This window comes from Nocardia sp. NPDC060249 (genome assembly GCF_042728755.1).
Lineage (GTDB): Bacteria > Actinomycetota > Actinomycetes > Mycobacteriales > Mycobacteriaceae > Nocardia.
Window position 1 is genome coordinate 500,485 of sequence record NZ_JBHXAQ010000004.1, and the last position, 23,623, is coordinate 524,107.

The 23,623-nt window shown below is 67.1% G+C and carries 24 protein-coding genes; 9 read left to right on the plus strand and 15 right to left on the minus strand.

The window, feature by feature from the left end:
- Window positions 1-44: 44 nt before the first annotated feature.
- The 3 genes from ACFWFP_RS19190 to ACFWFP_RS19200 all read right to left on the minus strand — a co-directional run bounded on the left by ACFWFP_RS19190 (window position 45) and on the right by ACFWFP_RS19200 (window position 2,431).
- Window positions 45-557, minus strand: coding sequence for a hypothetical protein (locus ACFWFP_RS19190; RefSeq protein ID WP_379296741.1), 513 nt, complete (start codon window positions 555-557; stop codon window positions 45-47).
- Between the two features lie 193 nt (window positions 558-750).
- Window positions 751-1,293, minus strand: a complete 543-nt coding sequence (locus tag ACFWFP_RS19195) for a hypothetical protein (RefSeq protein ID WP_379296742.1) — start codon at window positions 1,291-1,293, stop codon at window positions 751-753.
- Between the two features lie 175 nt (window positions 1,294-1,468).
- Window positions 1,469-2,431 carry a helix-turn-helix transcriptional regulator gene (locus ACFWFP_RS19200; protein ID WP_379296744.1) on the minus strand — a complete coding sequence of 321 codons (963 nt, stop codon included), beginning with the start codon at window positions 2,429-2,431 and terminating at the stop codon, window positions 1,469-1,471.
- Window positions 2,432-2,514: 83 nt separating this feature from the next.
- Here ACFWFP_RS19200 and ACFWFP_RS19205 point away from each other — a divergent pair, with 83 nt between their 5' ends.
- From ACFWFP_RS19205 to ACFWFP_RS19215, 3 genes are read left to right on the plus strand one after another with little or no spacing between them, the layout of a single operon-like run.
- Window positions 2,515-3,144 carry a TIGR03086 family metal-binding protein gene (locus tag ACFWFP_RS19205; RefSeq protein WP_379296746.1) on the plus strand — a complete coding sequence of 210 codons (630 nt, stop codon included), beginning with the start codon at window positions 2,515-2,517 and terminating at the stop codon, window positions 3,142-3,144.
- Between the two features lie 41 nt (window positions 3,145-3,185).
- Complete coding sequence (locus tag ACFWFP_RS19210) at window positions 3,186-3,440, plus strand: AbrB/MazE/SpoVT family DNA-binding domain-containing protein (protein WP_379296748.1); 255 nt, start codon at window positions 3,186-3,188, stop codon at window positions 3,438-3,440.
- Window positions 3,437-3,871, plus strand: coding sequence for a PIN domain-containing protein (locus tag ACFWFP_RS19215; RefSeq protein WP_379296750.1), 435 nt, complete (start codon window positions 3,437-3,439; stop codon window positions 3,869-3,871). Before ACFWFP_RS19210 ends, ACFWFP_RS19215 begins: the two co-directional genes overlap by 4 nt.
- A 15-nt stretch (window positions 3,872-3,886) precedes the next feature.
- Here ACFWFP_RS19215 and ACFWFP_RS19220 read toward each other — a convergent pair whose 3' ends face one another.
- From ACFWFP_RS19220 to ACFWFP_RS19230, 3 genes are all read right to left on the minus strand, one after another.
- Window positions 3,887-5,884: a galactan 5-O-arabinofuranosyltransferase gene (locus tag ACFWFP_RS19220; RefSeq protein WP_379296752.1), complete on the minus strand. Its 1,998-nt coding sequence runs from the start codon at window positions 5,882-5,884 to the stop codon at window positions 3,887-3,889.
- A 115-nt stretch (window positions 5,885-5,999) separates the two neighbouring features.
- Window positions 6,000-6,779 (minus strand): decaprenylphospho-beta-D-erythro-pentofuranosid-2-ulose 2-reductase, encoded by a 780-nt coding sequence (locus tag ACFWFP_RS19225; RefSeq protein WP_379296754.1) that lies wholly within the window; start codon window positions 6,777-6,779, stop codon window positions 6,000-6,002.
- A complete protein-coding gene (locus tag ACFWFP_RS19230) occupies window positions 6,776-8,191 on the minus strand; it encodes an FAD-binding protein (RefSeq protein ID WP_379296836.1) in 1,416 nt (471 codons plus the stop codon). The genes ACFWFP_RS19225 and ACFWFP_RS19230 overlap by 4 nt, the downstream gene beginning before the upstream one ends.
- Window positions 8,192-8,272: 81 nt before the next feature.
- Between ACFWFP_RS19230 and ACFWFP_RS19235 the strand changes: the two genes are divergently transcribed.
- Window positions 8,273-8,728, plus strand: coding sequence for a GtrA family protein (locus ACFWFP_RS19235; RefSeq protein ID WP_101464918.1), 456 nt, complete (start codon window positions 8,273-8,275; stop codon window positions 8,726-8,728).
- A 1-nt stretch (window position 8,729) separates the two neighbouring features.
- On the opposite strand, the gene ACFWFP_RS19240 is transcribed toward ACFWFP_RS19235, so the two are convergent.
- The 3 genes from ACFWFP_RS19240 to ACFWFP_RS19250 form a co-directional block, all read right to left on the minus strand.
- Window positions 8,730-9,356, minus strand: coding sequence for a pyridoxamine 5'-phosphate oxidase family protein (locus tag ACFWFP_RS19240; RefSeq protein ID WP_379296756.1), 627 nt, complete (start codon window positions 9,354-9,356; stop codon window positions 8,730-8,732).
- A gap of 168 nt (window positions 9,357-9,524) precedes the next feature.
- On the minus strand, window positions 9,525-11,684 hold the full coding sequence (locus ACFWFP_RS19245; protein ID WP_379296758.1) for a molybdopterin oxidoreductase family protein: 2,160 nt from the start codon (window positions 11,682-11,684) through the stop codon (window positions 9,525-9,527).
- A gap of 107 nt (window positions 11,685-11,791) precedes the next feature.
- Window positions 11,792-12,295, minus strand: a complete 504-nt coding sequence (locus ACFWFP_RS19250; protein WP_379296760.1) for a hypothetical protein — start codon at window positions 12,293-12,295, stop codon at window positions 11,792-11,794.
- 192 nt (window positions 12,296-12,487) lie between these two features.
- Here ACFWFP_RS19250 and ACFWFP_RS19255 point away from each other — a divergent pair, with 192 nt between their 5' ends.
- Both ACFWFP_RS19255 and ACFWFP_RS19260 read left to right on the plus strand, forming a co-directional pair.
- On the plus strand, window positions 12,488-13,072 hold the full coding sequence (locus ACFWFP_RS19255; RefSeq protein WP_379296762.1) for a DUF4282 domain-containing protein: 585 nt from the start codon (window positions 12,488-12,490) through the stop codon (window positions 13,070-13,072).
- A gap of 123 nt (window positions 13,073-13,195) precedes the next feature.
- Window positions 13,196-14,041, plus strand: coding sequence for a helix-turn-helix domain-containing protein (locus tag ACFWFP_RS19260; protein WP_379296764.1), 846 nt, complete (start codon window positions 13,196-13,198; stop codon window positions 14,039-14,041).
- Here the strand turns inward: ACFWFP_RS19260 and ACFWFP_RS19265 are convergent.
- Entirely contained in the window at window positions 14,025-14,444 is a 420-nt protein-coding gene (locus ACFWFP_RS19265; protein WP_379296766.1) for a MarR family winged helix-turn-helix transcriptional regulator, read from the minus strand. The two genes, ACFWFP_RS19260 and ACFWFP_RS19265, sit on opposite strands and share 17 nt — an antisense overlap.
- Before the next feature lie 85 nt (window positions 14,445-14,529).
- On the opposite strand from ACFWFP_RS19265, the gene ACFWFP_RS19270 reads away from it, so the two are divergent.
- Window positions 14,530-16,005, plus strand: a complete 1,476-nt coding sequence (locus ACFWFP_RS19270) for an MFS transporter (protein ID WP_379296768.1) — start codon at window positions 14,530-14,532, stop codon at window positions 16,003-16,005.
- 60 nt (window positions 16,006-16,065) lie between these two features.
- Here the strand turns inward: ACFWFP_RS19270 and ACFWFP_RS19275 are convergent, their stop codons facing one another.
- Both ACFWFP_RS19275 and rfbA read right to left on the minus strand, forming a co-directional pair.
- Window positions 16,066-16,617 (minus strand): dTDP-4-dehydrorhamnose 3,5-epimerase family protein, encoded by a 552-nt coding sequence (locus tag ACFWFP_RS19275; protein ID WP_379296770.1) that lies wholly within the window; start codon window positions 16,615-16,617, stop codon window positions 16,066-16,068.
- Between the two features lie 3 nt (window positions 16,618-16,620).
- A complete protein-coding gene (gene rfbA / locus ACFWFP_RS19280; RefSeq protein ID WP_379296772.1) occupies window positions 16,621-17,493 on the minus strand; it encodes a glucose-1-phosphate thymidylyltransferase RfbA in 873 nt (290 codons plus the stop codon).
- A gap of 244 nt (window positions 17,494-17,737) precedes the next feature.
- Here rfbA and ACFWFP_RS19285 point away from each other — a divergent pair, with 244 nt between their 5' ends.
- Window positions 17,738-18,781, plus strand: coding sequence for an alpha/beta hydrolase (locus tag ACFWFP_RS19285; RefSeq protein ID WP_379296774.1), 1,044 nt, complete (start codon window positions 17,738-17,740; stop codon window positions 18,779-18,781).
- Between the two features lie 121 nt (window positions 18,782-18,902).
- On the opposite strand, the gene ACFWFP_RS19290 is transcribed toward ACFWFP_RS19285, so the two are convergent.
- Window positions 18,903-19,601: a hypothetical protein gene (locus ACFWFP_RS19290; protein ID WP_379296776.1), complete on the minus strand. Its 699-nt coding sequence runs from the start codon at window positions 19,599-19,601 to the stop codon at window positions 18,903-18,905.
- A 326-nt stretch (window positions 19,602-19,927) separates the two neighbouring features.
- On the opposite strand from ACFWFP_RS19290, the gene rfbB reads away from it, so the two are divergent.
- Window positions 19,928-20,929, plus strand: a complete 1,002-nt coding sequence (gene rfbB / locus ACFWFP_RS19295) for a dTDP-glucose 4,6-dehydratase (RefSeq protein ID WP_379296778.1) — start codon at window positions 19,928-19,930, stop codon at window positions 20,927-20,929.
- 21 nt (window positions 20,930-20,950) lie between these two features.
- Here the strand turns inward: rfbB and ACFWFP_RS19300 are convergent, their stop codons facing one another.
- Both ACFWFP_RS19300 and ACFWFP_RS19305 read right to left on the minus strand, forming a co-directional pair.
- Window positions 20,951-22,474 (minus strand): DUF2142 domain-containing protein, encoded by a 1,524-nt coding sequence (locus ACFWFP_RS19300; RefSeq protein ID WP_379296780.1) that lies wholly within the window; start codon window positions 22,472-22,474, stop codon window positions 20,951-20,953.
- Window positions 22,471-23,439, minus strand: coding sequence for a glycosyltransferase family 2 protein (locus ACFWFP_RS19305; protein WP_379296782.1), 969 nt, complete (start codon window positions 23,437-23,439; stop codon window positions 22,471-22,473). The genes ACFWFP_RS19300 and ACFWFP_RS19305 overlap by 4 nt, the downstream gene beginning before the upstream one ends.
- Window positions 23,440-23,623 lie beyond the last annotated feature (184 nt).

The window sequence follows — 23,623 nt, forward strand, 5'->3', positions numbered from 1 at the left end:
CCTGTGCGCGGGTCGGCGCCGCTCCTAATGGGCGAAGGTGGGCCTCACCCGGTGCGGCGGTCCGCCCAGTCGAGTTGGGTCCGGGCCCAGTCGGGGATCTCGGCGTCGGGGCGCGGGAAGGCGGTGAATTCGGCGCGCAGGTCGTCGGCTGTGACCTCGGGCATCCAGTCGGCGACCGAGCCAGTGGAGTAGTTGGTCTTGTACCGGGTGGGACCGGCGATGAAGATCTCGGCGCTGAGCCAGGCCCCGGTGTCCGGGTCGTAGGACATGCGCTTGTGATCGGTGAGGTATTCGAGCACCTCGGTGAGCGGCATCAGGTTGGTGACCGTTCCGTCACGCTCTTTGATCTGCACTCCGGCGACGGCCTGCTCGCCGACCTGCAGCGACCACAGCAGGGCGAATTTCTGGCCGGGTGCGAGCAGGGCGATGGTGGCGTCGATGACGACCCGCTCGATCGCGGCGAGCGAGCCGAGCTGCTCGCGCGGTTCCGGTTCACGGCCGATACGTTGCGGCCGTGACAACAAAAGATCGATCCGCTCCGGTCGGTTGAGCGTCATAGCTATACCTCTGCATCCGTACCGATCAGCGCTACCAAAACCTGATTTCGGTCGGCCGAACTTCCAACATTTCGCAGCGTACCCGCCCCGCGACACCGACCGCGCGGTTTGTTGACACTGACCGCACATATTGTGGTCTATCGCTCCTCCGCACACCAGTGGCTAACGGGTGTCGATCGACACAGGCCCGCGATCACGCCGCCGACGCGCGCAGGGCGAACCAGCCGTCGCGGGGGTCGGCGAAGCCGTGATACACCAACGGTATGCGCTGGTCGATCGCGAAATACCGGTAGACGGCCTCCATCGCCTGACGGACCGAATGCGCCTGGAAATCGTCGATGCGGCGCACTCCGATGCGCCGCTCGGGCAGCATCGCCAGCCGGGTCAGTTCCGCGGGGTCGTCCACATCCAGTCCCCATGGCGCGGGTTCCTCGATGAGATGGTCGTGCAGCACCTCCCGCGCGACCGGCGGATCGTGGCGCGGACCGGCGAACGCGACCTGCTGTGCGCGCGCGAGTCCCCGGGTGTCCAGCGGCGTCCGCACAGCCTGGATCAGGTCGATCAGTTCGGCGTCCGGGGTGGGTTGGGGTATTCGCCCGGCGAGTGGCGCCTGTTCCAGTAGGTGCATCATCTGGCCGCCGAGAACCAGCGGTTCCGGCACCAGGAAAACGCTGATGCTCGGGCAGGAACAGTTCAGGCCGGTGAGGCACACCCTCGTGTGCAACGGATCGGACATACGTCCTCCTCCGGTAGCGGGTCGCCGGGACCCGTGACGTGCAGGATCTGATTCCAACGCCAGCCGCCGGGGGGTTCGACTCCGCCGGCGACGACCGTGCCGCACCCGTCAGTGTAGTGCCGTCGAGCGGGATGAACACGGGGTTCCGGCACGGATCGGACACGATCCGCCGCGGCTACCCGGCGACCGATTCGGTATAGCGACGGGCCAGGGTGCGCAGGTGCGCGACCAGTTCGGGCGGGCCGTCGACGCGGAAATCCATCATCAACATGCTGAGGTAGATCGCGATCGTCTCCATCGCGTCGGCACCGGTGAGCAGCACGCAACTGTGCTCGTCGATCGGCTCGACCACGCCGACCGCCGGGTTGATCCTGGCGATGACGGTCTCCGCGGATTCGAGCACGGTGACGCGGGCGTGGACGCGCCAGCCGGTGGAGGCGATATGCCGCATGACGAAGGCGACCAGGTCGTCGTGCGGGAGCGTGCGCGGGGCGAACACGCGCGCACCGGTCTTCGCCCGGGTGATCCCGGCGGCAGGCAGCGCCGTCCAGTCATGGGTGCTCGTGCTGTAGGCGACCAGGTACCAGCGACGTTGCCAATTGATCAGGCGGTAGGGCTCGAGTTCCGCTGTGCCGCCGGAGGTTTCGATGGTGACGGCGGTGGTGCGGCGGACCGCGTCGGCGAGGGTGGTGAGGATGCCCGCGGCGACCGGCGCGTCCGGTTCGCGGGAACCGGTGGTGGCGGGGCCGATCTCGGTGGCGTCGCGCAATGCGGAAACCTTGCGCTGCAAGCGTTTCGGGAGGATCTGTTCGATCTTGCGCAGTGCCCGGGTGAGCTGGTCGCCGATGTCGGAGACGGCGAGCGACCCGTCGTGGGCCACGGCGATGGACAGCGCGACCGCCACCGCTTCCTCGTCATCGAGGAGCAGCGGCGGCATGGTCGCGCCGCGGCCGAGGCGGTACCCGCCGATCGCGCCTCGTTCCGCATGGACGGGATAGCCGAGTTCGCGCAGCCGTGCGATGTCGTTGCGCACGGTGCGTTCGGTGATCTCGAGGCGGTCGGCGAGCTCGCGTCCGGTGTAGGCGCGGTCTTGCAGCAGAGCGAGCAGACGCAGTACGCGCGGGGTTGTCGCGGCCATTTCTCACCTCGTCGAAAATTAGGAAAGAAACCAGCCTAATAGGTTTCTAGGCTGGAGTCATCACCGAAACGAAAGGCACCATCATGAACAGCACCGCAGCCCTCGACACCGTCTGGCGCGACGTGGTCGCCACCTCCTACCGGGCCCTCGGCGACGTCGTGGCCGGTATCGCCGAGGACCAGTGGAACCTGCCCACCCCCTGCTCGGACTGGACCGTCACCCAGGTCGTCCAGCACGCCGCGGGCGACCAACTCGCCTACGCCGCTGCCCTGGGAGTCGGCCCCGGCCCGTCCTACAACCCCTTCGACCCCTCCGGCGAGATCGACGGCTCCGCCGCCGCCCTGGTCCGCGAAGCCGTCGACCAGACCGCCGCGGCCTGGGCCACGGTCTCCGACGACACCGCCACCGTCCCGACCCCGCTCCCGCACGGCGACCTCCCGACCCCCGTCGCGGCAACCCTCGCCGCCCTCGACGCGGCAGTCCACGCCTGGGACATCGCGATCGCCACCGGCCAGCCGTCGCCCCTCACCGACGACCTGTCAGCCCACCTCCTGACCGCCGCCCGCACCCTCCACCCGGCCCCCGGCTCCGGCGCCGCCGCCGAGATCACCGAACCCCTCCGCCAGTGGGGCGCCTACGCCCCCATCATCGAAGCAGCGGCCAACGGCGCCACCGACGAACTCCTCCACTACCTCGGCCGAACTACGGCTTGACCGCGCTATCCTTACTTTTACATCTAGGTAAGGAGATCGACATGGACGCGCTGGCTCGGCTGACATCCAAGGGGCAGCTCACAGTGCCCAAGGCGGTACGCGAGGCGTTGGAGTTACATACGGGCGACAACGTGCACTTCCGAGTGGAGGGCAACGTCGTCGTGCTCGCCAAAACGCCCGACCTGCTCGACCTCGCCGGAAGTGTGCCGGTTCCGCCGCAGGTTCGAGGTCGCTCGTGGGAAGAAATCCAAGAAACTGCCTGGACGCAGCAGTGGCGGGAGGATCAGGAGGCGTGACTGTCTATTTGGATACCAACATCCTGGTCAGGCATTTCACGCAGGATCCGCCCGACATGGGAAGGCGTGCGACCGCCATGCTCGGACGGTCCGAGGAGTTCTACCTGCCGGACTTGATCGTGGCGGAAACGGTGTACGTGCTGCAGAGTGTCTACCGAGTGCCGAGACCTGAGGTGGCCGCGTTGACGCGGGCGATCATCGGCTCCCGCAATATCTCTACCGACGATCCCGCAGTGCTGATCAGGGCCGTCGACGTCTACGAGCATCATCGGCTGTCATTCGCCGATGCCTACCTTGTTGCGCTCGCTGAAGCTGATCCCGGTTCGTCGATCGGCTCGTTCGACAAGGGGATCAGCAAGGTGGGGACAGTGCGGCGCATCGAGCCGGGGGAAGACGGGGACTTCCGCGTGGACTCCGAGGATGGTTCCTGATCGACGCGTCCGCTGTCAGCGGCGCACTGTGATCAGAGTGAAGGGGCCGATTTCGGTGGTGGTGAAGGCGGGGTCGGTGAAGAGGGACTTGGGGAACGAGACCGTGTAGCGCTTGACGTTCGGGTCGTTGGGGTAGACGTCCTCGGCCAGGCGCAGGGTGTAGTTGTCGCCGTCGTTGCGGAAGAGGAAGGCGTCGGGGGCGCGCCAGGGGGATTTCGCGAGGGCGTCGACGAGGGCGGGGGAGTCGGGGAGCTTGCTCCAGCCGGCGATAGTGGCGGCGCGAGCTTTGAAGTCGGACAGGGGGTTCGCGTAGTGGGAGGTGAGGGCCTGGAAGCCCCAGTAGGGGTAGAAGGCCAGGAAGGTGGTGTCCGCGGTGAGGACGACGGATTCGTCTCGGGGGCGGCCGGTGTGGGCCAGGATGGCCTCGTCGACCGCGTGGTAGTACGCCACCGCTGAGGGCTTGCGTTTGTCCGCGCGTTCCCCGAAGGTGCCATCGGCGTTCGGCACGTCGGTGGGGACGGTGTCGGTGTAGGCGGTGTCGATTTCGTGGGTGAGGACGGTGGGGATCATCTGGGCGAAGGCGAGAGCGCCGAGCACGGCGATCGCCGCCGCCGCGGTTCGCAGGGGGGCGGGTTCGTTCAACGCCTGGTAGACAGCGGTCGCGCCTTCGACGAAACCGAAAACCCCCGCGGCGGCGAGCAACGCGAGCAGGACCGGCTCGAGCCGGAAGGACAGCAGGGTCGTGCCCGCCGCGGTCGCCGTCATCGAGAGCAGCGTCCACAGGTAGATCGAGACGACGCCGATGCCCAAGGCCTGTGCGCGCCTGGATGATCCGGCCCGAATCACCAGCCACAGCACGCCGAGCAGGCAGAACGCTCCGCGCAGGGAGAACTCGAGCATCGGGAACGCGAGCTGGGCACCGGATTCGGGCAGATAGTGGAATGCGTTGCCGGACGGCATCTTCGCGCCGGACAGCATCTTCAGCAGATACGGCGTCCACACGACGAGGGCGAGCACGATGGCGATACCGCCGATCGCCGCCAGTTTGGTCAGCGGCGCGATCGCGGCACGCCAGGCGGGCGACGCGCTCGCCGAGGCAGCGCCGGCTGGTGCCGAGGCGGCGCCGCCCACCCGGCGGGCCCGCTGCCCGGCCGCCCGTGTCGCGTAGATCGCGGACCCGGCCGCCACCACCGCCATGATCACCACGGTGAACGCCGCGATCGCCAGGTACAACGTGTAGAAGCACGCCGCCACCCCGAGGAACAGTCCCGTCCCGAGCACCGCGCCCCACCCACCGGATCGCCGATGCAACGCACCCCACGCCAGCACGAGCACCGGCGGAATGAACACCACGAGCACCGCGCCATAAGCCTCCGGCGAGGCGTACGCCAAGGTCATCGCCGTGACAGCGGCGGCCGCGCCCACCGCCATGTCGGCCCGCACCAACTGCATCCACAACACCAGCGCCACCGCGGCGGCGATGGCGAGCAGCCCGATCGCGTACGGCTTGAACACTTCCCAGCCGTCCATCCCGAGCACGGTGCCCACGCGCCCGCCGATCCAGAACCACCCGGCCGGATAGAAAGGCGGCAGATCCACATACGTCATATCGCGCAGCGCGGCGCTGTCGGTGAGCCGGGTCAGGTATTCGGTCCGGAATTCCTGATCCACCGAGACACCGAACAGGTACAGCTTCGTCGCGGCCAGTGGCATCCCCAGCGTGACGGTGACAAAGCTCGAGATTCCCACCCAGGACAGCAGTTTCGCCACCACGGGCCACTTGCGCAGCCGGATCAACAGCACCGAGGCCACCAGCAGCGCGACCGCGGCAAACTGTCCGACCGTGGTCAGCGCACGAGTCACATTGGAGGAGTTGAACGCGGGCCACTGCACCGCGGAGAACGCGAACAGTCCCACCACGGCTACGACGAGCGCCACACCCGCGGCGGCAGCACCCTCGCCGACTCCGCTCCAGATCTTGCGCACCGCCCGCACCTCGTCATTGGTCGTCATCGGCGCGCAATCCTCCGGCTCCACTGTGCTCCACGGTCCGGGCCAGCCTAGTGGAGCCGAAAAGCAGAACTGCCGCACCATCCGGGGATGATGCGGCAGTCCTAGACGCAGTCGATCAGATCGGGAGCTTGCGGAAGATCGGACGCGGCACATGGCGCAGAGCCGACATCAGGAAGCGGGCCTCGCCCGGCGCCCAGACGATCTCGGTGCCCTTCTCCGACGCGGCGACGGCGAGCTTGGCGACGTCTTCCGGGTCGACGGTGAGCGGGGCTTCCTTGGAGCCGGTGGCTTCCCAGTGGGCCTTGGTCGCCGAGGTGCGCACCTGCATCGGCCGGATGACGGTGACGCGCGGCCCGAAGGGACGCAGCGCCTCGCCGAGGCCGAGGTAGAAACCGTCGAGGCCGGCCTTGGTGGAGCCGTAGACGAAGTTGGAGCGGCGAACGCGTTCACCGGCCACCGAGGACATCACGATGATCCGGCCGTGGCCCTGGGCCTTGAACTTCTCGCCCACCAGAACGCCCACCGACACACCGGCGGTGTAGTTGATGCCGACGGTGATGACCGCCTTGCGCTGGTTCTGCCACAGCTCCTCGGCATCGCCGAGCACACCGAACGCCACGATCGCGACGTCGACGTCACCCGCGGCGAACGCGGATTCGACGACCTTGGGGTGCGACTCGGTGTCGAGCGCGTCGAAGTCGATGACGTCGACCTGGGTCGCGCCCGCGGCCTTCACCTGGGTGACGGCGTTCTCGAGCAGCGGGTCGCCGGGCAGGTTCGCCAGGATGACCCGGGCCGGGCTCTTGGCCAGGTACTCGGCCACGATCGCGAGACCGATCTCGGAGGTGCCGCCGAAGAGCAGGATGGTCTGCGGGTTGCCAACTGCGTTGATCACTGGAGCTCCAGCCTCCTGGCCATATCGGACATGAACACGCCGTTCGGGTCGACGCTGCGGCGGACCTTGATCCACTCGTCGATCCGCGGGTACATCTTGTGGAAGGTCTCCGCGGAGGTGCGCGAATCCTTCGCGGTGTAGAGGCGCCCGCCGAACTCGAGCACGCGCCGGTCGAGCTCGGTGACGAACTCGTTGAGCCCACGCGAGATCGGGAAGTCGACGCAGATGTTCCAGCCGGCCAACGGGAAGCTCAGCGGGGCCTGGTTGCCCTCGCCGAACAGCTTGAACACGTTGAGGAACGAGTAGAAACCCGAGCTCTGGATGTCGATGATGATGCGCTTGAACTCTTCGACCGACTCCGGCGGAACCACGAACTGGTACTGCAGGAAGCCGTTGGAGCCGTAACCGCGGTTCCATTCGCCCATCATGTCGAGCGGGTGATAGAAGGCGGTCAGGCTCTGCGCCTTGCCCCGGTAGGTGCCCGACTTGCGGTACCAGATCTCACCGATCGGCCCGAAGGTGTACTTGTTGGCCAGCCCGTTGGGGAACACGTCGGGCAGCGTGAAGAAGGTTTTGCCGTTGAAGCGCAGCGGGTCTTTCTGCAGCTTCTTCGGCAGCTGGTCGACCTTGGCCAGGTTGCCGCGCGAGATGGCCGCGCGTCCCAGGTTGGGCAGCGGGCTGATGGCGTCGAACCAGGCCGAGCTGTATTCGTACTTGTCCTCGGACCCGTCGCTGTGGAAGGCGATGGTCTCGTCGAGGGTGCTGGTCACGTCGCCGTCGGCGATGAAGTACGCCGTTTCGGTCGGGGTCATCTCGACGGTGGCCCGCAGGATGATGCCGGTCAGGCCGCAGCCGCCGATGGTCGCCCAGAACAGTTCCGGATCGGACGCGGCGGTGATCGTGCGGACGACACCGTCGGCGGTGAGCAGATCCATCGAGCGCACGTGGTTGCCGAAGCTCCCGGCGCTGTGGTGGTTCTTGCCGTGGATATCGGAGCCGATGGCGCCGCCGACGGTGACCTGACGGGTGCCGGGTAGCACCGGAACCCAGAGGCCGAACGGTAGCGCTGCCTTCATCAGCTGGTCGAGGTCGACACCGCCGTCCACGTCGACGAGGCGGGTGGCCGCGTCGATGCTGTGGATCTTGTTCAGCGCGGGCATGTCGATGACGAGGCCGCCCGCGTTCTGCGAGTTGTCCCCGTACGAGCGGCCGAGGCCACGCGCGATCACGCCGCGTCGCAGATGCGCCGGCTTCGAGTCGTTGTCCTGCGCCACCATGCTCACGGCCTTGGCGATCAATTCCGGATCGCTGGTCGAGAGCACTTCGGCGGAGGTGGGTGCGGTGCGACCCCAACCGGTGAGCTTGCGGGTGCGCGTAGGGAGCGCGAACGCCTCATCGTTGGTGGTCGAAATGTTCTCAGACATCGGCTAAGAGGCTACATGCATGGCGGGTATACGTGGCAGGACAGTGCGCCGGTCTCGTACGCTGCTCACGTGCAAGCCCAACCGCATCTGCCGCTTCCCGCCGAAATTCCCCTGGTCGACGAGCCCGGCGGGACCGATGTCGACCTCAAGACGCAGATCGTGCGCTTCACGCTGACGGGTGGTTTGTCGGCGATCGTCGACTACGGCATCTACAGCCTGCTGCTGAATCTGCTCGGGTTGCCCGTGAGCCTGGCGAAGGCGATCAGTTTCGTCGCGGGCACCACGACGGCGTACCTGATCAATCGGCGCTGGACGTTCAAGGCCGAGCCGAGCCGGGCCAGGTTCTTCGCGGTGGTCGCGCTCTACGCGGTGACGTTCGCGGTGCAGGTGGGGATCAACGCGGCGCTCTACTTCGCGCTGCCCGACGAGTGGTGGCGCCAGCCCCTCGCGTTCGTGATCGCGCAGGGCACCGCAACCGTCATCAACTTCGTCGTGCAGCGTGTGGTGATCTTCAAGATCGAGTAGGTCAGCTGGCCTCGGCGATCGCCGGTGCCTGCTTGCCTGCCTTGACGCCGAAGTAGTCGCCGCCCTTGGCGCGCGCGTTGTCGGTGCCCCATTCGCGCTGATCCCGCGCGACCGGCACCATCTGTGGGATGTGCTTGCGGCAGTGGATATAGGCCTCTTCGACATCGACGACGACCCATACCTGCGAGGTCTTTCCCCGCTCGGCGGCGGGCAGATCGGTGACGGTGTCGCGCAGCTCGCTGTCGGCGACCATGCGGGCTTTTCCGTTGATGTGCAGGCCGATGAGGTCGCGAACGAAGTCGACCATCAGGATGCCGACGTGCGGGTTCTCGAGGATATTGCCCAGACTGGCCATCACCCCGTTACCCCGATACTCAGGGTACGCAATCGTGCGATCGTCGATCACGTGCAGAAATCCGGGGGTTCCCGCCCGGAAGCTGGAGTCACATTCGCCGTGGGAATCGGAGGTGGCGATGAAGGCCATGTCCATCCGGGCGACGAAATCGACCATCGTGGGATTCAGGTAGTCGATCACCTGGTCGTCGTAGAAGCGCTCGGCTCTGTCCGAGGTGCCCAACGTGTCCTGTAGCTCGTGTTCTCCGTCGCTGCCGACGAATTTTTCGGGCATCGGGCCCCCTCTGCTAGCCGTACCGGTTGATGCGGGCTTCCAGACGAAACCCCCGTTGTGACCGCAATCTCACCCAGTCTAGGGGAGTCTCACTGTCGGTGGGGCGTGTCCATTGTTGCGAATGATATGAAAGCCGAGTTTGCGCAACGGTTTCCGGGCCCGGACTGATCAGGCCGGATTTACCGTAACCGGTACCCCGTTGAACACGGCGGTTCCGGACACCACGTCGACCACCGAATCATCGGTCAGCACATTGGCGTTCACGCCCGCGTGCGCCAGCGCGACCGACTGGGTGGTGCTCGCGCCGTGGCCCCAGCCGTGCGGCAGGCTCACCACGCCGCGCATGATCGCCGGCGTGAGCTCGACCTGCACCGTCAACGAGCCCGCCGCCGAGGTGATCTCGGCCTGCTCGCCGAGACCGAGGCGGGTCGCGTCATCGGGGTGGACCTGCAGGGTGCAGCGGTTGGAGCCGCCGACCAGGCCCGCGACGTTGTGCATCCAGCTGTTGTTGGAGCGCAGCTGCCGTCGTCCGATCAGCACCATCGCGGGCGCGGTGCTCGCGAGTCCGGCGCGCAGGCGCTCCACGTCCGCGAGCAGTCGCGGCGGTGCCAGTTCGACCCTCTTCGACGCGGTGCGCAGCACACCGGGCAGCCGAGGACGCAGTGGGCCGAGGTCGATGCCGTGCGGGTTGTCCAGGAGGGTTTTCAGGCTCAGGTCGCCGCCGTTCCACGCGCCGTACGGGCCGAGCTTGAGCATCAGGTCGAGGCGCTGTTCGGTGGTGTCCGAGCCGGTCAGCTCGTCGCGGCGTTCGCTCATGTCGGCCTTGTGCAGGGTGCCCGCGATCACGAGCTCGTCGACCATCGCGATCGGGCTGGCCGCGCCCGTCCCGGCATGCGGCTGGCCACTCACCGCGGCCGCGAGCCGGGCCACCACGGCCGATTCCGAGGGCCGCTCGCCCAGCGGAACCAGCGGAGGCGAGTAGCGCGCGTAATTGCGCACCGCGAACTGCAGCAGCGCGAAATCGAAGTGCGGTGACTGCACCGAACGCGGCGGCGGCAGGATCACGTTCGCGTGTCTCGTCGTCTCGTTGACGTACCGATCCACACTGACCATGAACTCCAGCCCGGCCAGGCCACGGTCGAGTCGCGCGCCGCTCGGCGCGGACAGCACGGGATTGCCCGCCACCGTCACCAGCGCCCTGATCTGCCCCTCACCCGGCGTTTCGATCTCGTCGGCGAGGGTGGCGACGGGCAGTTCGCCCATGGCCTCCGGCAGCTCGCGGACCCGGCTGGTCCAGCGACCGAGCCGGAACGGCCTGCTGCGCTGCACCCCGCCCGCCGCCGCGTCGGCGAACATGGCGCCGCCGGGGGAGTCCAGGTTGCCGGTGAGGGTGTTGACGGCGTCGACCAGCCACTGGGTGAGCGTGCCGAACTCGGCGGTGCAGGTACCGATCCGCGCGTAGACGGCCGAGGTGGGCGCGGCCGCGAGTTCGCGGGCCAGCGCGCGGATGGTGCCCGCGGGGATGCCGGTGCGCTCGGCCACCGCCTCCGGTGGGAAGTCGAGGGCGGCCGCACGCAGGTCGTCGAGCCCGGCCACGTCGACGCGCACGTTCGTCAAACCCTCGTCGAACAGCGTGTGCACGACCCCGAACAGCAGATACGCGTCCGAACCCGGCCGGATGAACAGGTGCTGGTCGGCGAGCGCCGCGGTTCTGGTCTCGCGCGGATCCACCACCACCAGCTTGCCCCCGCGCGCCCGCAACGCCTTCAACCGCCCGGGGAAGTCGGGCGCGGTGCACAGCGACCCATTGGATTCGAGCGGATTGGCGCCGAGCATCAACAGGAAGTCGGTCCGGTCGAGGTCGGGGACCGGCACCGTCAGCGGGTCGCCGAACATGAGTCCGGCCGCGACCTGCTTGGGCATCTGATCGGCCGAGCTCGCGGTATAGATGTGGCGAGTGCTCAGCGCCCGGATCAGGACGGGTAGGTACAGCGCGCCCGCGACGGTGTGCGCGTTGGGATTGCCCAGGTACACCGCGGACGAGCCATGGGGGATCTCGGCGAACGCGGCCGCGATCAGGTCGAATGCCTCGTCCCAGCCCGCGGCGCGGAACCCGTCGCCGTCGCGGATCAGCGGGGTGGTGACGAGGTCGGGATCGCTGTCGAGCTTGCCGAAGCTGGCGCCTTTCGGGCACAGGAAGCCCTTGCTGAACGGGTCGTCGCGGTCGCCGCGGACCGACAGCACCTGGTCGGCGTCGTCGAGGGTGACCGTGAGACCGCACACGGCCTCACACAGCGGGCAGGTGCGCAGTAGCGAACGTGGAGCCATACCCCATGCTTACGCCCACCGGGGCGGGCGATGGCTGGAAACGCCGAAAACCCGCGATCTGCGACGTCGGGGAGGCGTCGCGGATCGCGGGTTCGGGCTGGTTCAGATCAGCTGGCCAGGGTCAGCGCCGGGCGCTTGCCCGTCTGCTTGCCGGACTGCCTGCGCGCCATCGCCGAGCGCACGGCCGCACCGAGGGCGACGACCGGCGGGATCCAGCGAGCCTCGGTGGGCGCGACGCCCCAGGAGGCGCTGCCCGCGGCGAGCTGGGTCGGCGGCAGCGGGATGCTGGCACCGTCGGTGTGCACGATGACGCCTGCCTCACGCATGGCCTCGATCGCCATGGCGGCCTTGCGGATACCGGTGACCAGGTGGATCTCGCGACGCTCCTGGCCCGGGATCTCGATCACGGGGCCGGACAGGTTGTTGGCGCGCAGGAAGCGGCGAACGTCGCCCGCGATCTCACCGGTGATCTCGATGGCCGAGACCTCGTCGTCGGTGATCAAGCACAGGCCGTTGGTTGTTTCGGCAACCGTCCATCCACGCGCGGCGTACTCCTGCGCGGCGGCACCTTTGTCGGCGGCCGTAGTGGTGGTCGGAAACGTCGTGCGCACTGTGTTCTCCATTCCCCGAAGAGCTCTGTTCCTGCGTTCATGGGCGTATCGGCGGGAGGTGGCCGACTCGTTACGCCGTTACCGAAAAATATTCGAGAGTGTCTGCTTCGTCTCAGTCCGGTAACCTTCGCTATCGCAGGCAAGGTGCGGCAGAGGTTGGCGTCGGGGTGGAAACCGGGCAGGATTCGGAGCATGACCGAAGCGCCTGGCACCCCCGAGTCGAACGACGAGGATGTCGAGGAATTCGACGCCGAATCCCGTTGGCTGTCTTGGAAAGAGGCCGATGGCAAGCGGCCCGATCATGCCGGTGAAGTCTCCTACGACGCCGATCTGGCGCGCGACGCGGGGTTCGAAGAGCCGTTCCGCAGTACCGGTTCCGCCAAACAGTGGGCCGCCGAAGCCGCCCGTTCCCTGCTGGATGTGCAGTTCCGCAGGCCCGCGACCAGGACATTGCTGCCGCTGGCCTACGTGCTCGGTGTCGCGTCCTTCGGTGTCGGCCTGCCGATCGCCTTCACCGTGCTGATGTGGAAGGCCTCGGCTGTGCTGGGGGTGCTCGCCGCGCTGGTGTCGATCCCGTTGGGGCTGACCATCGCGGCCTCGGTCCGCCTGATGCTCGAATTCGCCGACAACGCCGCCCGGTTGGCAGGCCGCGTCGAACACATCAGTGACCTGGCCGACGGCCTGTTCCAGGCGCTGTCCGATGTCGCCGAGCCGGTGAGTCAGCTCTCCGAAGATGTTCGTGCGGTGCAGTTCTGGCGCTTCCGCAAGAAAAAATAGGTCTTGCGCGGTGTCCGATTCATTGTGAAACAATCCGTACGCAGATCCGACGAGATGTCGGCTGCGTAGGGCGGTCCCCGAAAGTTCTGTCCGGGGACCGGAGTTCGGATACAGGGGGGAAGTATGGCTTCACCACAGGGCGTCACCGGTTCCACGATGCCGCGCAGGCAGCTGGGCAGGCACTTACGTGACCTGCGCAATCGTGCGCGGATGACAACGAGAACCGCGGCGGCGCAACTGGAGTGGTCGGAAGCGAAGATCTGGCGGATCGAAACGGGGCAGACGTCGTTGCGCAGCCTCGACGTCGAGGCCATGTGCAAGGTGTACGGCGCGCCGGCCGATCTGGTCGAACCGCTGGCCGCCTTGGCTCGCGAAACCAAAGCCAGGGGTTGGTGGACGAGCTACGGCGACGTGATCGCGGAGGGATTCGAGGTCTACATCGGCCTCGAGGAAGCCGCGTCGGGGCTCGCGCTCTACGAGGACGGCCTCGTCCCTGCCCTGTTGCAGACCGAGGACTACGCGAAAGCGCTGCTCGAGCAGACGATCCCCGGGCTGACCGAGGCGGAGCTCGTCCGCCGGTTGCGGGTGATGGCGGCCAGGCAGGCCCTGGTTACCAGGGCCGATGCCCCGTTGCGGCTGGACGTGGTGCTGGCCGAGTCGGTGCTCACCCGTGTCATCGGCGACGACCGCGTGCGCGCGGGCCAGCTCGCGCGGTTGCGGGAGCTGGCCGAGCGCGAAACGGTGCGGATCCAGGTGGTTCCCGGCGATTCCGGCTACCACGCCGGTCTCGAATCGGGCCGTTTCGTGATCCTCGATTTCGGGGTCGACGATTCGGTGGATCGACCGGAGCCGCCCGTGGTCTACGTGGAGACCTTCGCGGGCAGCACCTATCTGGACAAACCTGCCGAATGCGACCGTTACCGGCGTGCTTTCACCGAGATCGCCGCGGCGGCTACGGGCACGTTGTAGGGCTGTCCCACGAACCGGCGAGCACCGAACGGTGGGTGGGCAGGGCTCGGTCGTAGACCGCCCTGCCCTTGTCGGTGAGCTGGACGAAGATGGCGCGACGGTCGAGATCGCACATGCTCCGTTCGACCAGGCCGTCGCGTTCCAGTCTGGCCACCGCGCGCGACAGCGCGCTCTGGCTCAGGTAGATGTCCTGGGCCAGTTCCGTCATGCGGTACTTCTGACACGCCGCGTCGACCAGTCGGTCCAGCGTTTCGAATTCGCTGAGGCCGATCTCGTGGTCCCTTTGGAGCGCCTTCTCCAGGGCGCAACTCACGGCGGCATGCCTGCCGAGTAGTTCGCGCCACTGACCGACCAGCTCGGTGGGCGCTTCTGGGCGCCGAGCTGACGTTACGGCCGGGTTCATGGCCCCATCTTAGTGGTTCGCGCATGTTCATGCAACGGCATTTTATGTGTTGGCAATTAATGCACACGCATGTAATGTCCTCCGCATGACTTCGCCAGCAACGCTTTCGGCCGCAGATCAGGCGACCGATCCCACCAGGTGGCCCCTCCGGCTCTGGGGCATGCTGATCACTCTGTGCATCGTTCTGTTCCTCGATGGGCTCGACGTCTCGATGATCGGCGTCGCGCTGCCGTCCATCGGCGCCGAACTCGATCTGTCCACCTCCACCCTGCAGTGGCTCGTCAGCGGCTACATCCTCGGCTACGGCGGCCTGCTGCTGCTGGGCGGACGCACCGCCGACCTGCTCGGCCGCCGCAAGGTCTTCCTCATCGCCCTCGCGGTGTTCGCTGTCGCCTCACTCGTCGGTGGCCTGGTGAGCGACCCCGCCCTGCTGATCGCCACCCGCTTCATCAAGGGCCTGGCCGCCGCGTTCACCGCGCCGACCGGTCTGTCGATCATCACCACCACCTTCGCCGAAGGAAAAGCGCGCAACAAGGCGCTGTCGATCTACACCGTCTTCGGTGCGGGCGGCTACTCCATGGGCCTGCTGTTCGGCGGCCTGATGACCGGCGTCGGCTGGCGCTGGACCTTCCTGCTGCCCGTCCCGATCGCCGTCGCCGCGCTGGTCGCCGCGTTCGTGCTGGTGCCCAAGGACGGTAAGGCCGAGGAAGGCGGACACGATCTACTCGGTGCGCTCCTGTCGACGGCAGGCATGTTGTTGCTGGTCTACACCGTGGTCACCGCGCCGGAAGTCGGTTGGGCCTCGGGCCGCACCATCGGTTCGTTCCTCGCCGTGATCGCCCTGTTCGCCGCGTTCGTCGTCACCGAACAGCGCGTGAAGCACCCGCTGGTCCGCCTCGGCATCCTGCGCAAGGCCTCGCTCGTGCGAGCCAGCCTGGCCATCATCGCGGTCGCCGGTTCCTACTTCTCCTGGCAGTTCATCGTGACCCTGTACATGCAGGACACCCTGGAGTGGTCGGCGCTGAAGCTGGCGATGGCCCTGCTGCCGGTCGGCATCCTGGTCGTCGGGTCGGCGTTCTTCTCGGAGAAGCTGATCGACCGCTTCGGCACCGGACCGGTCATCGCGGTCACCATGAGCGTGATGGCGATCGGCTACCTGCTGTTCCTGCGGATCGACACGGCACCCGGCTACTTCACCGTGCTGCTGCCCGCGATTCTGCTGATCGGCATCGGCTGGGTCGGGTTCCCTGCCATCAATGTGCAGGCCACCAGCGGTATCGACGACGACGAGCAGGGTCTCGCGGCAGGCGTGCTGCAGACCTCGATGCAGGTCGGCGCGGCCATCGTGCTGGCGGTGACCACCGCCATCGTCACCTCCGGTGGGCACGCAACGAGTGCCACCCCGCAGCAGATGCTCGACACCTACCGGCCGGGCCTCGAGTTCGCGGCGGGCGTCACCATCGTCGGCGCGCTGCTCGCCTTGACGGTCTTCCTGCCCCGGTTCCGCAAGCCGGTCGAGGTCGCCCCGGTCGAGGCGAAGGTTCTCGAACCGGTCGCCTGATCGGAAAACGCTGAACGGCACCACCTCCGGCAGGTGGTGCCGTTCGTCGTTTCACGTGAATCAGTCGGAAAACTTCGGCGCTGCTTCGTCTTTCGCCGAGCGAACATAGGTCAGCGGACGACCGTCGCGGCCCTCGGTCGGCCAGGCGATGCCCAGGCGCGAATCGAAGGCGTCCAGGTCCCGGTCGTATTCGGGGGAGTACTCGAGCGAGCACAGGTAGGTCACCGTCGAGCGGTTCTCCAGCGAGAGGATGGCGTGGCCAAGTCCCTCGGACAGGAACACCGAGCGGCGGGCCACGTCGTCGAGCAGCACGCTGTCCCACCGGCCGTAGGTCGGTGAGCCGGGCCGCAGGTCGACCACCACGTCGAGGAACGCACCGCGCACACAGGTCACATACTTGGCCTGACCGGGCGGATCGTCGGTGTAGTGGATCCCGCGCAGCACCCCGGCCGCCGAGACGGAGGTGTTCACCTGGTGCAGCTCGAACGGGCGCCCGGTGGCCTTCTCGAACTCCGAGGCCTTGAACGACTCACAGAACATGCCGCGGTCGTCGCCGAGCAGTCGTGGAGTCACCACCCAGGCACCGGGGATCGCCAGTTCACGAAATTCCATGCGCTACCAGTCTTTTCCGCGGTCGATCAGATCCAGCAGATAGCGGCCGTAACCCGAACGCACCATCGGTTCGGCGAGCTTACACAGCTGCTCGTCGGAGATGAGGCCGCGTCGCCACGCCACTTCTTCGGGCACGCCGATCTTGAGGCCCTGCCGTTCCTCGATCGTGCGCACGTAATTGGCCGCGTCGAGCAGGGAATCGAAGGTGCCGGTGTCGAGCCAGGCGGTGCCGCGGGCGAGCACGTCGACGCTGAGCCGGTTCTGCTCGAGGTAGGCGCGGTTGATGTCGGTGATCTCGTACTCCCCGCGCGCCGACGGCTTCAGCTCCCGCGCGATCTCGACCACGTCGTTGTCGTAGAAGTAGAGGCCGGGGATGGCGTAGTTCGAGCGCGGGACCTTCGGCTTCTCCTCGATGGAGACCGCGCGGCCCTGATCGAACTCCACCACGCCGTAGGCGGTCGGGTCCTTCACCCAGTAGGCGAACACCGCCCCGCCGTCGATGTCGTGGAAGCGTTCCAGGCTGGTGCCGAGGCCGGGCCCGTGGAAGATGTTGTCGCCGAGGACCAGCGCCGCCGGTTCGTTGCCGATGTGATCGGCCCCGAGGACGAAGGCGCGCGCGAGACCGTCGGGTTCGGGCTGCACCACATAGCTGATCGCGACGCCGAACTGGCTGCCGTCGCCCAGTAGCCGGGAAAACGCGTCGGCGTCCTCCGGCGTGGTGATCACCAGAATGTCGTCGATCCCTGCCAGCATGAGGGTGGACAGCGGGTAGTAGACCATGGGCTTGTCGTAGACCGGGACGAGCTGCTTGCTCACCCCGCGCGTGATCGGGTGCAACCGTGAACCGGTGCCGCCCGCCAAGATGATTCCGCGCATAGGTGGCAAGTCTGCCAGTCCCGTCCGCCCCGGAGTCGGGGAGGTTCCGACACGTCGACGAATTGGTCACGAACGTTTCGTGACCGGGTGTGTCGGGCGATAACTGAGACAGACAAGACGTTCATCTGATTATGTGAGCGTCGATGTGTGAAACATCACTGTGTTAGATGTCAGCGCCGACATCCGATCCGGGGGTTTACGCCTGGTCAGGGGTCGACGCGCCAGCTGTAGAGGTAGGTGCGCGATGGTAGCCACAAAGATCACCGGCGTGATGGGCGGGCTCGCGCCCGTGGCCCCGATCAGCACCACCGAGAGGCCGGACCCGGGCATCATCGTCAACTCCGGCCGGACCAGTACCTCCTCACGCGTCCTCATGGGCGCCTGCCTCGGCCTCATCGGACCGCTGCTGCGCACCGTGCCCATCAACCGGGCCACCATTCCGGTCGGCGCCGTCGCGGTCGACCTGCTGTCGCGGCTGCGGCCCGAACCCCACGGCATCGAACGCGAGCAGATCCAGCTCGAGGGCTTCAAGATGGAAATGGTGCGGCCCGCGGGCGGCTCCCGCGCGCTGCGCCACGGCGCGTTGCTGTACCTGCACGGCGGCGGCTTCGCGGTCTGCGGATTGCAGACACACCGCGCGATCGTGGCCGGACTGGCCAGGCGCACCGGACTGCCCGTCCTCAATGTCGAATACCGGCAACTGCCCGGTTCGATCGACGCCTCGATCGACGACTGCGTGCTCGCCTACCGCTGGCTGCTGCGCCACGGCGCCGATCCGGCGCGGATCGTGTTCGCCGGCGACTCGGCGGGTGGGTTCCTGACCTTCGCGACCGCCATCCGCTCGCGCGAGATCGGCCTGCCGCTGCCCGCCGCCCTCGTCGGCCTCAGCCCGCTGCTCGATCTGGACTACCGGGCCAAAGAGGGGTACGTCAATGTCAGCCGGGATGCCTACATTCCGCTGAAGGGCCTCGAGGCGGTCGTCCACCTGGGCGCCGAGCACGCGGGTCCGCTCGACCCCGCGCTGTCGCCGGTCAACGCCGAACTCGCCGGGATGCCGCCGGTGCTGCTCATCGCCGCCGAGGACGAACTGCTGCGCTACGACTGTGAACTGATGGCCCACCGGCTCACCGCCGCGGGCGTGCCCAACACCCTGGAGCTGTGGCGTGGACAGGTGCACGCGTTCATGAGCATCCTGCCGAGCATGCCGGAGAGCCGTTCGGCGCTGGGCCGGGTGGCGAAGTTCGTCCGCACCGCGGTGGAGCCGGCCCAGCGGGCTCGGACAGCCTGAGAACGGCTCGGGCGGTCCTGATCACGATCGGCCCGACCGAGCCACCCTCCGACACAAAAGAAGCGGCCCCCGCTCGGATTTCTCCGGGCCGGGGCCGCTGTCCTTCTGTACTACGGCGAAATTACTTGGCCGGAGCGACGAAGGGCTGGTTGATCGTGGTGAAGTACTGGATCGCAGCACCGATCGCGACCGGAGCGGTCACGAAGATCTGGCCCAGGATGACGCCGAGGGCGCCGATGGTGGTGGCGCCGACAACGCAACCCGCGATCGGGCCCGCGCCGAAGAGGGCGAGCAGCACACCGGTAGCGACCAGGCCGGCCGCGGCACCCGCGATGCAGCCGATGGTCGCGCCGCCGAGGCCGCCGGCCAGGGTGCCGATGGTGGCGCCCATGGAGATGGTGGAGGTCAGACGGCTCCAGGCAGCCTGCTCACGCTCGTACTCGGTCTTCCAGGGAGCCTTGTCCTCGTAAGGCAGGGCGACCGGCTTGTAGACGGCCTTGGCCGGGTCCAGCTGCGGGGTCAGGGTCGCGGTGTTGCCCGAGATCTCGGCCGCGATCGGCAGCTCGAAGTCATCGAGGCGGAAGCTCAGGGGGGTACCGGCGACGACGGTGCCGTTGGCGGCCTTGATCTTGAAGACGCCGTCCTCTTCGACCAGCGAGCCGGCATCGGTGGTGATGACGGACTTGGAACCGTCGACGACCTCGGCGGAGTAGTTGATCGCGGCGGCTTCTTCGGCCGGCGCGGCGTTCACGGTGCCGGCGGTGACGCCCATGGCGGCGATCAGCAGCGCCGACGTGGCGGCGAATTTCCTCATCAGCATTTTTGTTGAACCTCAAAGTTGGAGCGTGCGGAGGGGACTGGTAGATCAAAAGCTCCCGCAGCTAACCAGAGGTGAACCTGCTGTGACTGTTAGTTCAAGTTTTGTTCACCACTGATACTCCGATGCCGGTGCGCTGCTAGAAACCTGAGCGTTGACCGGGGTTTTTCTCAGGAAAACCAACTCCGAGTCTTAACCTACTTCCAGGTAATGTGACGGAGATCACTGTGTAAATATATGCCGGGTCACAGGTCAGGGACGATCCAGCAACACAGAGCGGTGCCGCCTTTCGTCACGAGCGTCCGCGGAATGCACGTATCGTTGTCCGAGTGCGAGTGCTCGTAACCGGCGGGGCCGGGTTCATCGGTGCGAATTTCGTCCAGCAGACCGTGGCCACGCGCCCGGATGTCCAAGTGACCGTGCTCGACGCACTCACTTACGCGGGCAACCGGGCATCGCTGGATCCGGTCGCGGATCGGATCGAATTCGTACACGGCGATATCGCCGATCTCGATCTTGTCGACAATCTGGTCAGCGGGGTGGACGCGGTCGTGCATTTCGCGGCCGAATCCCACAACGACAACTCCCTGGCCGAACCGTGGCCGTTCGTGCAGACCAATATCGTCGGCACCTACTCGCTGTTGCAGGCGGTGCGCCGGCACGAGGTGCGCTACCATCACGTCTCCACCGACGAGGTGTACGGCGACCTCACTCCCGACGAGCCGGGTTTCACCGAATCCACCGCCTACAACCCGTCGAGCCCGTATTCGGCGACCAAAGCGGGCAGCGACATGCTGGTACGCGCCTGGACCAGGTCTTTCGGTGTCCGCGCGACCCTGTCGAACTGCTCCAACAATTACGGCCCGTACCAGCACGTGGAGAAATTCATCCCGCGCCAGATCACCAATCTGATCGACGGTGTGCGCCCCCGCCTGTACGGCGCGGGCCATCAGGTGCGCGACTGGATCCACGTCGAGGACCACAATCGCGCGGTCTGGGACATTCTCGAGCGTGGCCGGACCGGCAAGACCTATCTGATCGGCGCCGAGGGCGAACTCGACAACCTCACGGTCGTCCAGCTCATTCTGCAAGCGTTCGATCGAGAGCCCACCGACTTCGACCACGTGACGGACCGCCCCGGCCACGACCAGCGCTACGCCATCGACGCGAGCCTGCTGCGCGAGGAGCTCGGCTGGTCACCGCGCTACGCGGACTTCCGCGCCGGTCTGGCCGACACCGTCGCCTGGTACCGCGACAACGAGAACTGGTGGCGACCGAAAAAGGCCGATACCGAACGCGCCTACGCGGCAGCGGGCGAAAAGACGCTGTAATCCTCACCGTCGTCCGGGGAATTATCCCCAGACGACGGTGTAATACGTTGCGGCGGTGGCGACCAGCGCGAAAGTAGACGCACAGGCGACGGTGATCGCGGTCCCACGGGTCGGAATCACGCCATCGGAATTCGTGAGTCGCAGTGGCACCACGCGAGCCAGCACAGCCAATCCCATGATCGCCAGCGGCACGAAATACCGGCCCTGCACACCGTCGATGAGATAGAAATCGACTGGCGTGAACGACATATACAGCGTCACATAGATCATCGCCACACTCGCGAGCACCGTGAGCGCCACGATCAGCGTGCGACGGACAGTGGCGGTGGTGGTACTCATCCGGTCGACGATGCCGAAACTCACCGCGAAAGCGAGCAGGCACGCCAGCATCGAAATCGCGGGCACGTCCACATAGGCGAAACCGAGTTCACCGAAGAACTGGTTGAACCAGCGATGGTCGCGCAGCGCGATGCTCTCGCCGAAGGTGTGCACGAATTGCACCGGGTCGCTGAGGATTCCCTTCAGCTGATCGCCCGGTCGCACCTGCCCCCACTGATGGGGAGGGCGCATCAAGCCCATGCCGTCGCCGGTGGGCGCCGCGATCTTGGTCCAGGCGAGGAAAAGGACTCCGCCCGTCACCGCGAATGCCCACGGGACGAATTTCAGCTTCCCTGCCAAACCGAGCCGGTCGGCGGGCACCACCACAACGAGCATCGCCAGCAGCACATAGGTCGGTTTACTCAGCGGCAGCGCGATAGTGGCGGCGAGCAGCGCGGCGGTTTCCGCTCGATGTAGCCGATCGCCGACGAACAGCGCTTTCAGCAACAGCGCCGACACCATGATGGCGAGCGCGTTGGTGAGCGTGTCCGCGGTGACGGTGCCCGCCTGGAAAAGCGCGATCGGCAGCACCGCGACGGTGAACACCAGCCACTGACTGCGCCGCTCGCGCAGCGCGTAGAGCCCGAATCCGACAACCGCGAGATAGGCGAGCAGCCCGGCGAAGCGGGTCAGCAAATACAACCCGCCCACGTCGAGGCCGAGCGCCTCGCCCAGCCGAATGCCGACGGCGGCGGGCACATACGGCACCGGCGAATAGGCGGCGGTATTGGTGAACCACATCTGCCGGGTCGTCGAGGAGACCTCGGCCGCGCCGAGCCGGTCGTAGGCGCCGGGGTCGGCCACCATCGCGTCGGGCTCTTCGGGATTGTCGTTGTAGTCCTTGAAGGCGTAGCCCATCAGCTCGTCGACGCTGATCGGGATCTGCCCGCCGTAGGCCACCCCGCGATCGTCGGCGATGCGCTGGGGGAACACGCCGCCGTGGGCGACCTGGTAGGCGCGGCCGAACTGGGTGATCTCGTCGTGGCCCCAGAACGCGGGCGTGAGCACGGCGAACACGGCGCCGAACACGGTCGCGATCATCGCGAAGGCAACCGTCGCGGCGCCGAACCGCTGGGTCACGGTCCGGATCGGCGCCAGCGCCCGATCTTTGCCTGCGGGGGTCTTGCTGGGTTCTACCGTCGTCTCGGGCTCGGTGGACGTGGTCACCGACGGTCTCCGGCCGCGACGTCCTCGCTCACCCCGGCGGCCGAATAACGCAGGTAGACCAGCCGTGCCGTCTCGTGGCGCGAGCGGCGGATGCCGTCCAGGATCAATCCCGCGGTCCAGGCGAGGCTGCCGAGCAGCAGCAACGTGAAGGCGAGGAACAGCGTCGGGAACCGCGCCACCTGGTGGGTGTTGTAGAAGTCGATCACGATCGGCACGGTCAGGATGACCGAGATCAGCCAGGCGATGGTGCCGAACAGGCCGTAGAACGCCACGGGACGTTCGTGGCGGGCCAGGCCCAGGATCAGCGCCAGGATCTTGGTGCCGTCGCGGTAGGTGCGCAGCTTGGATTCGCTGCCCGCGGGACGGTCACGGAAACCGACCGGCACCGAGGTCTGCGGCACGCGCAGGTGCAGCGAATGCACGGTCAGCTCGGTCTCGATCTCGAATTCCCGCGACACCGCGGGGAAGCTCTTCACGAACCGGCGCGAGAACACCCGGAAGCCGCTCAGCATGTCTTCGACGTTCTCGCCGAACACCTTGCCGACTACGCCGTTGAGCACCTTGTTGCCGGTCTCGTGACCGCTGCGGTAGGCGCTGGCATCGGCGGCGTCCTGCTTGCGCACGCCGAGGATGTGGTCGTAGGGGCCCTCGAGCAGCGTCTTGATCATCAGCGGAGCGGCCGACGCCTCGTAGGTGTCGTCGCCGTCGATCATCAGATAGACGTCGGCGTCGATATCGGCGAAGGCGCGGCGCACCACATTGCCCTTGCCCTTGGTGTTCTCGAAGCGCACGATCGCCCCGGCCTCACGGGCGCATTCGGCGGTGCGGTCGGTGCTCAGGTTGTCGTAGACATAGACGACGATCCCCGGCACAGCGGCTTTGAGGTCGGTCACGACCTTGGCGACCGCGGCCTCTTCATTGTGGCAGGGGACCACGGCGGCAATGCGAAGCTCGGTGGAGTCCACCCGGGTCAATCCTCGGAGTTAGGCAGCAGTGGGACACCGGGAGGCTACAGGATTATTGGCGGCGCGGGCGCCGCGTGTCCGCGGCCCTGAGGGGCCGCCGGGGCGGGCGCCCGGGGTTAGGGGGTGGCAGCCACACAAACCCCCCCCGGCCCGCCCCCCGCCCCCCGCCCGCCCCCGACCGGGC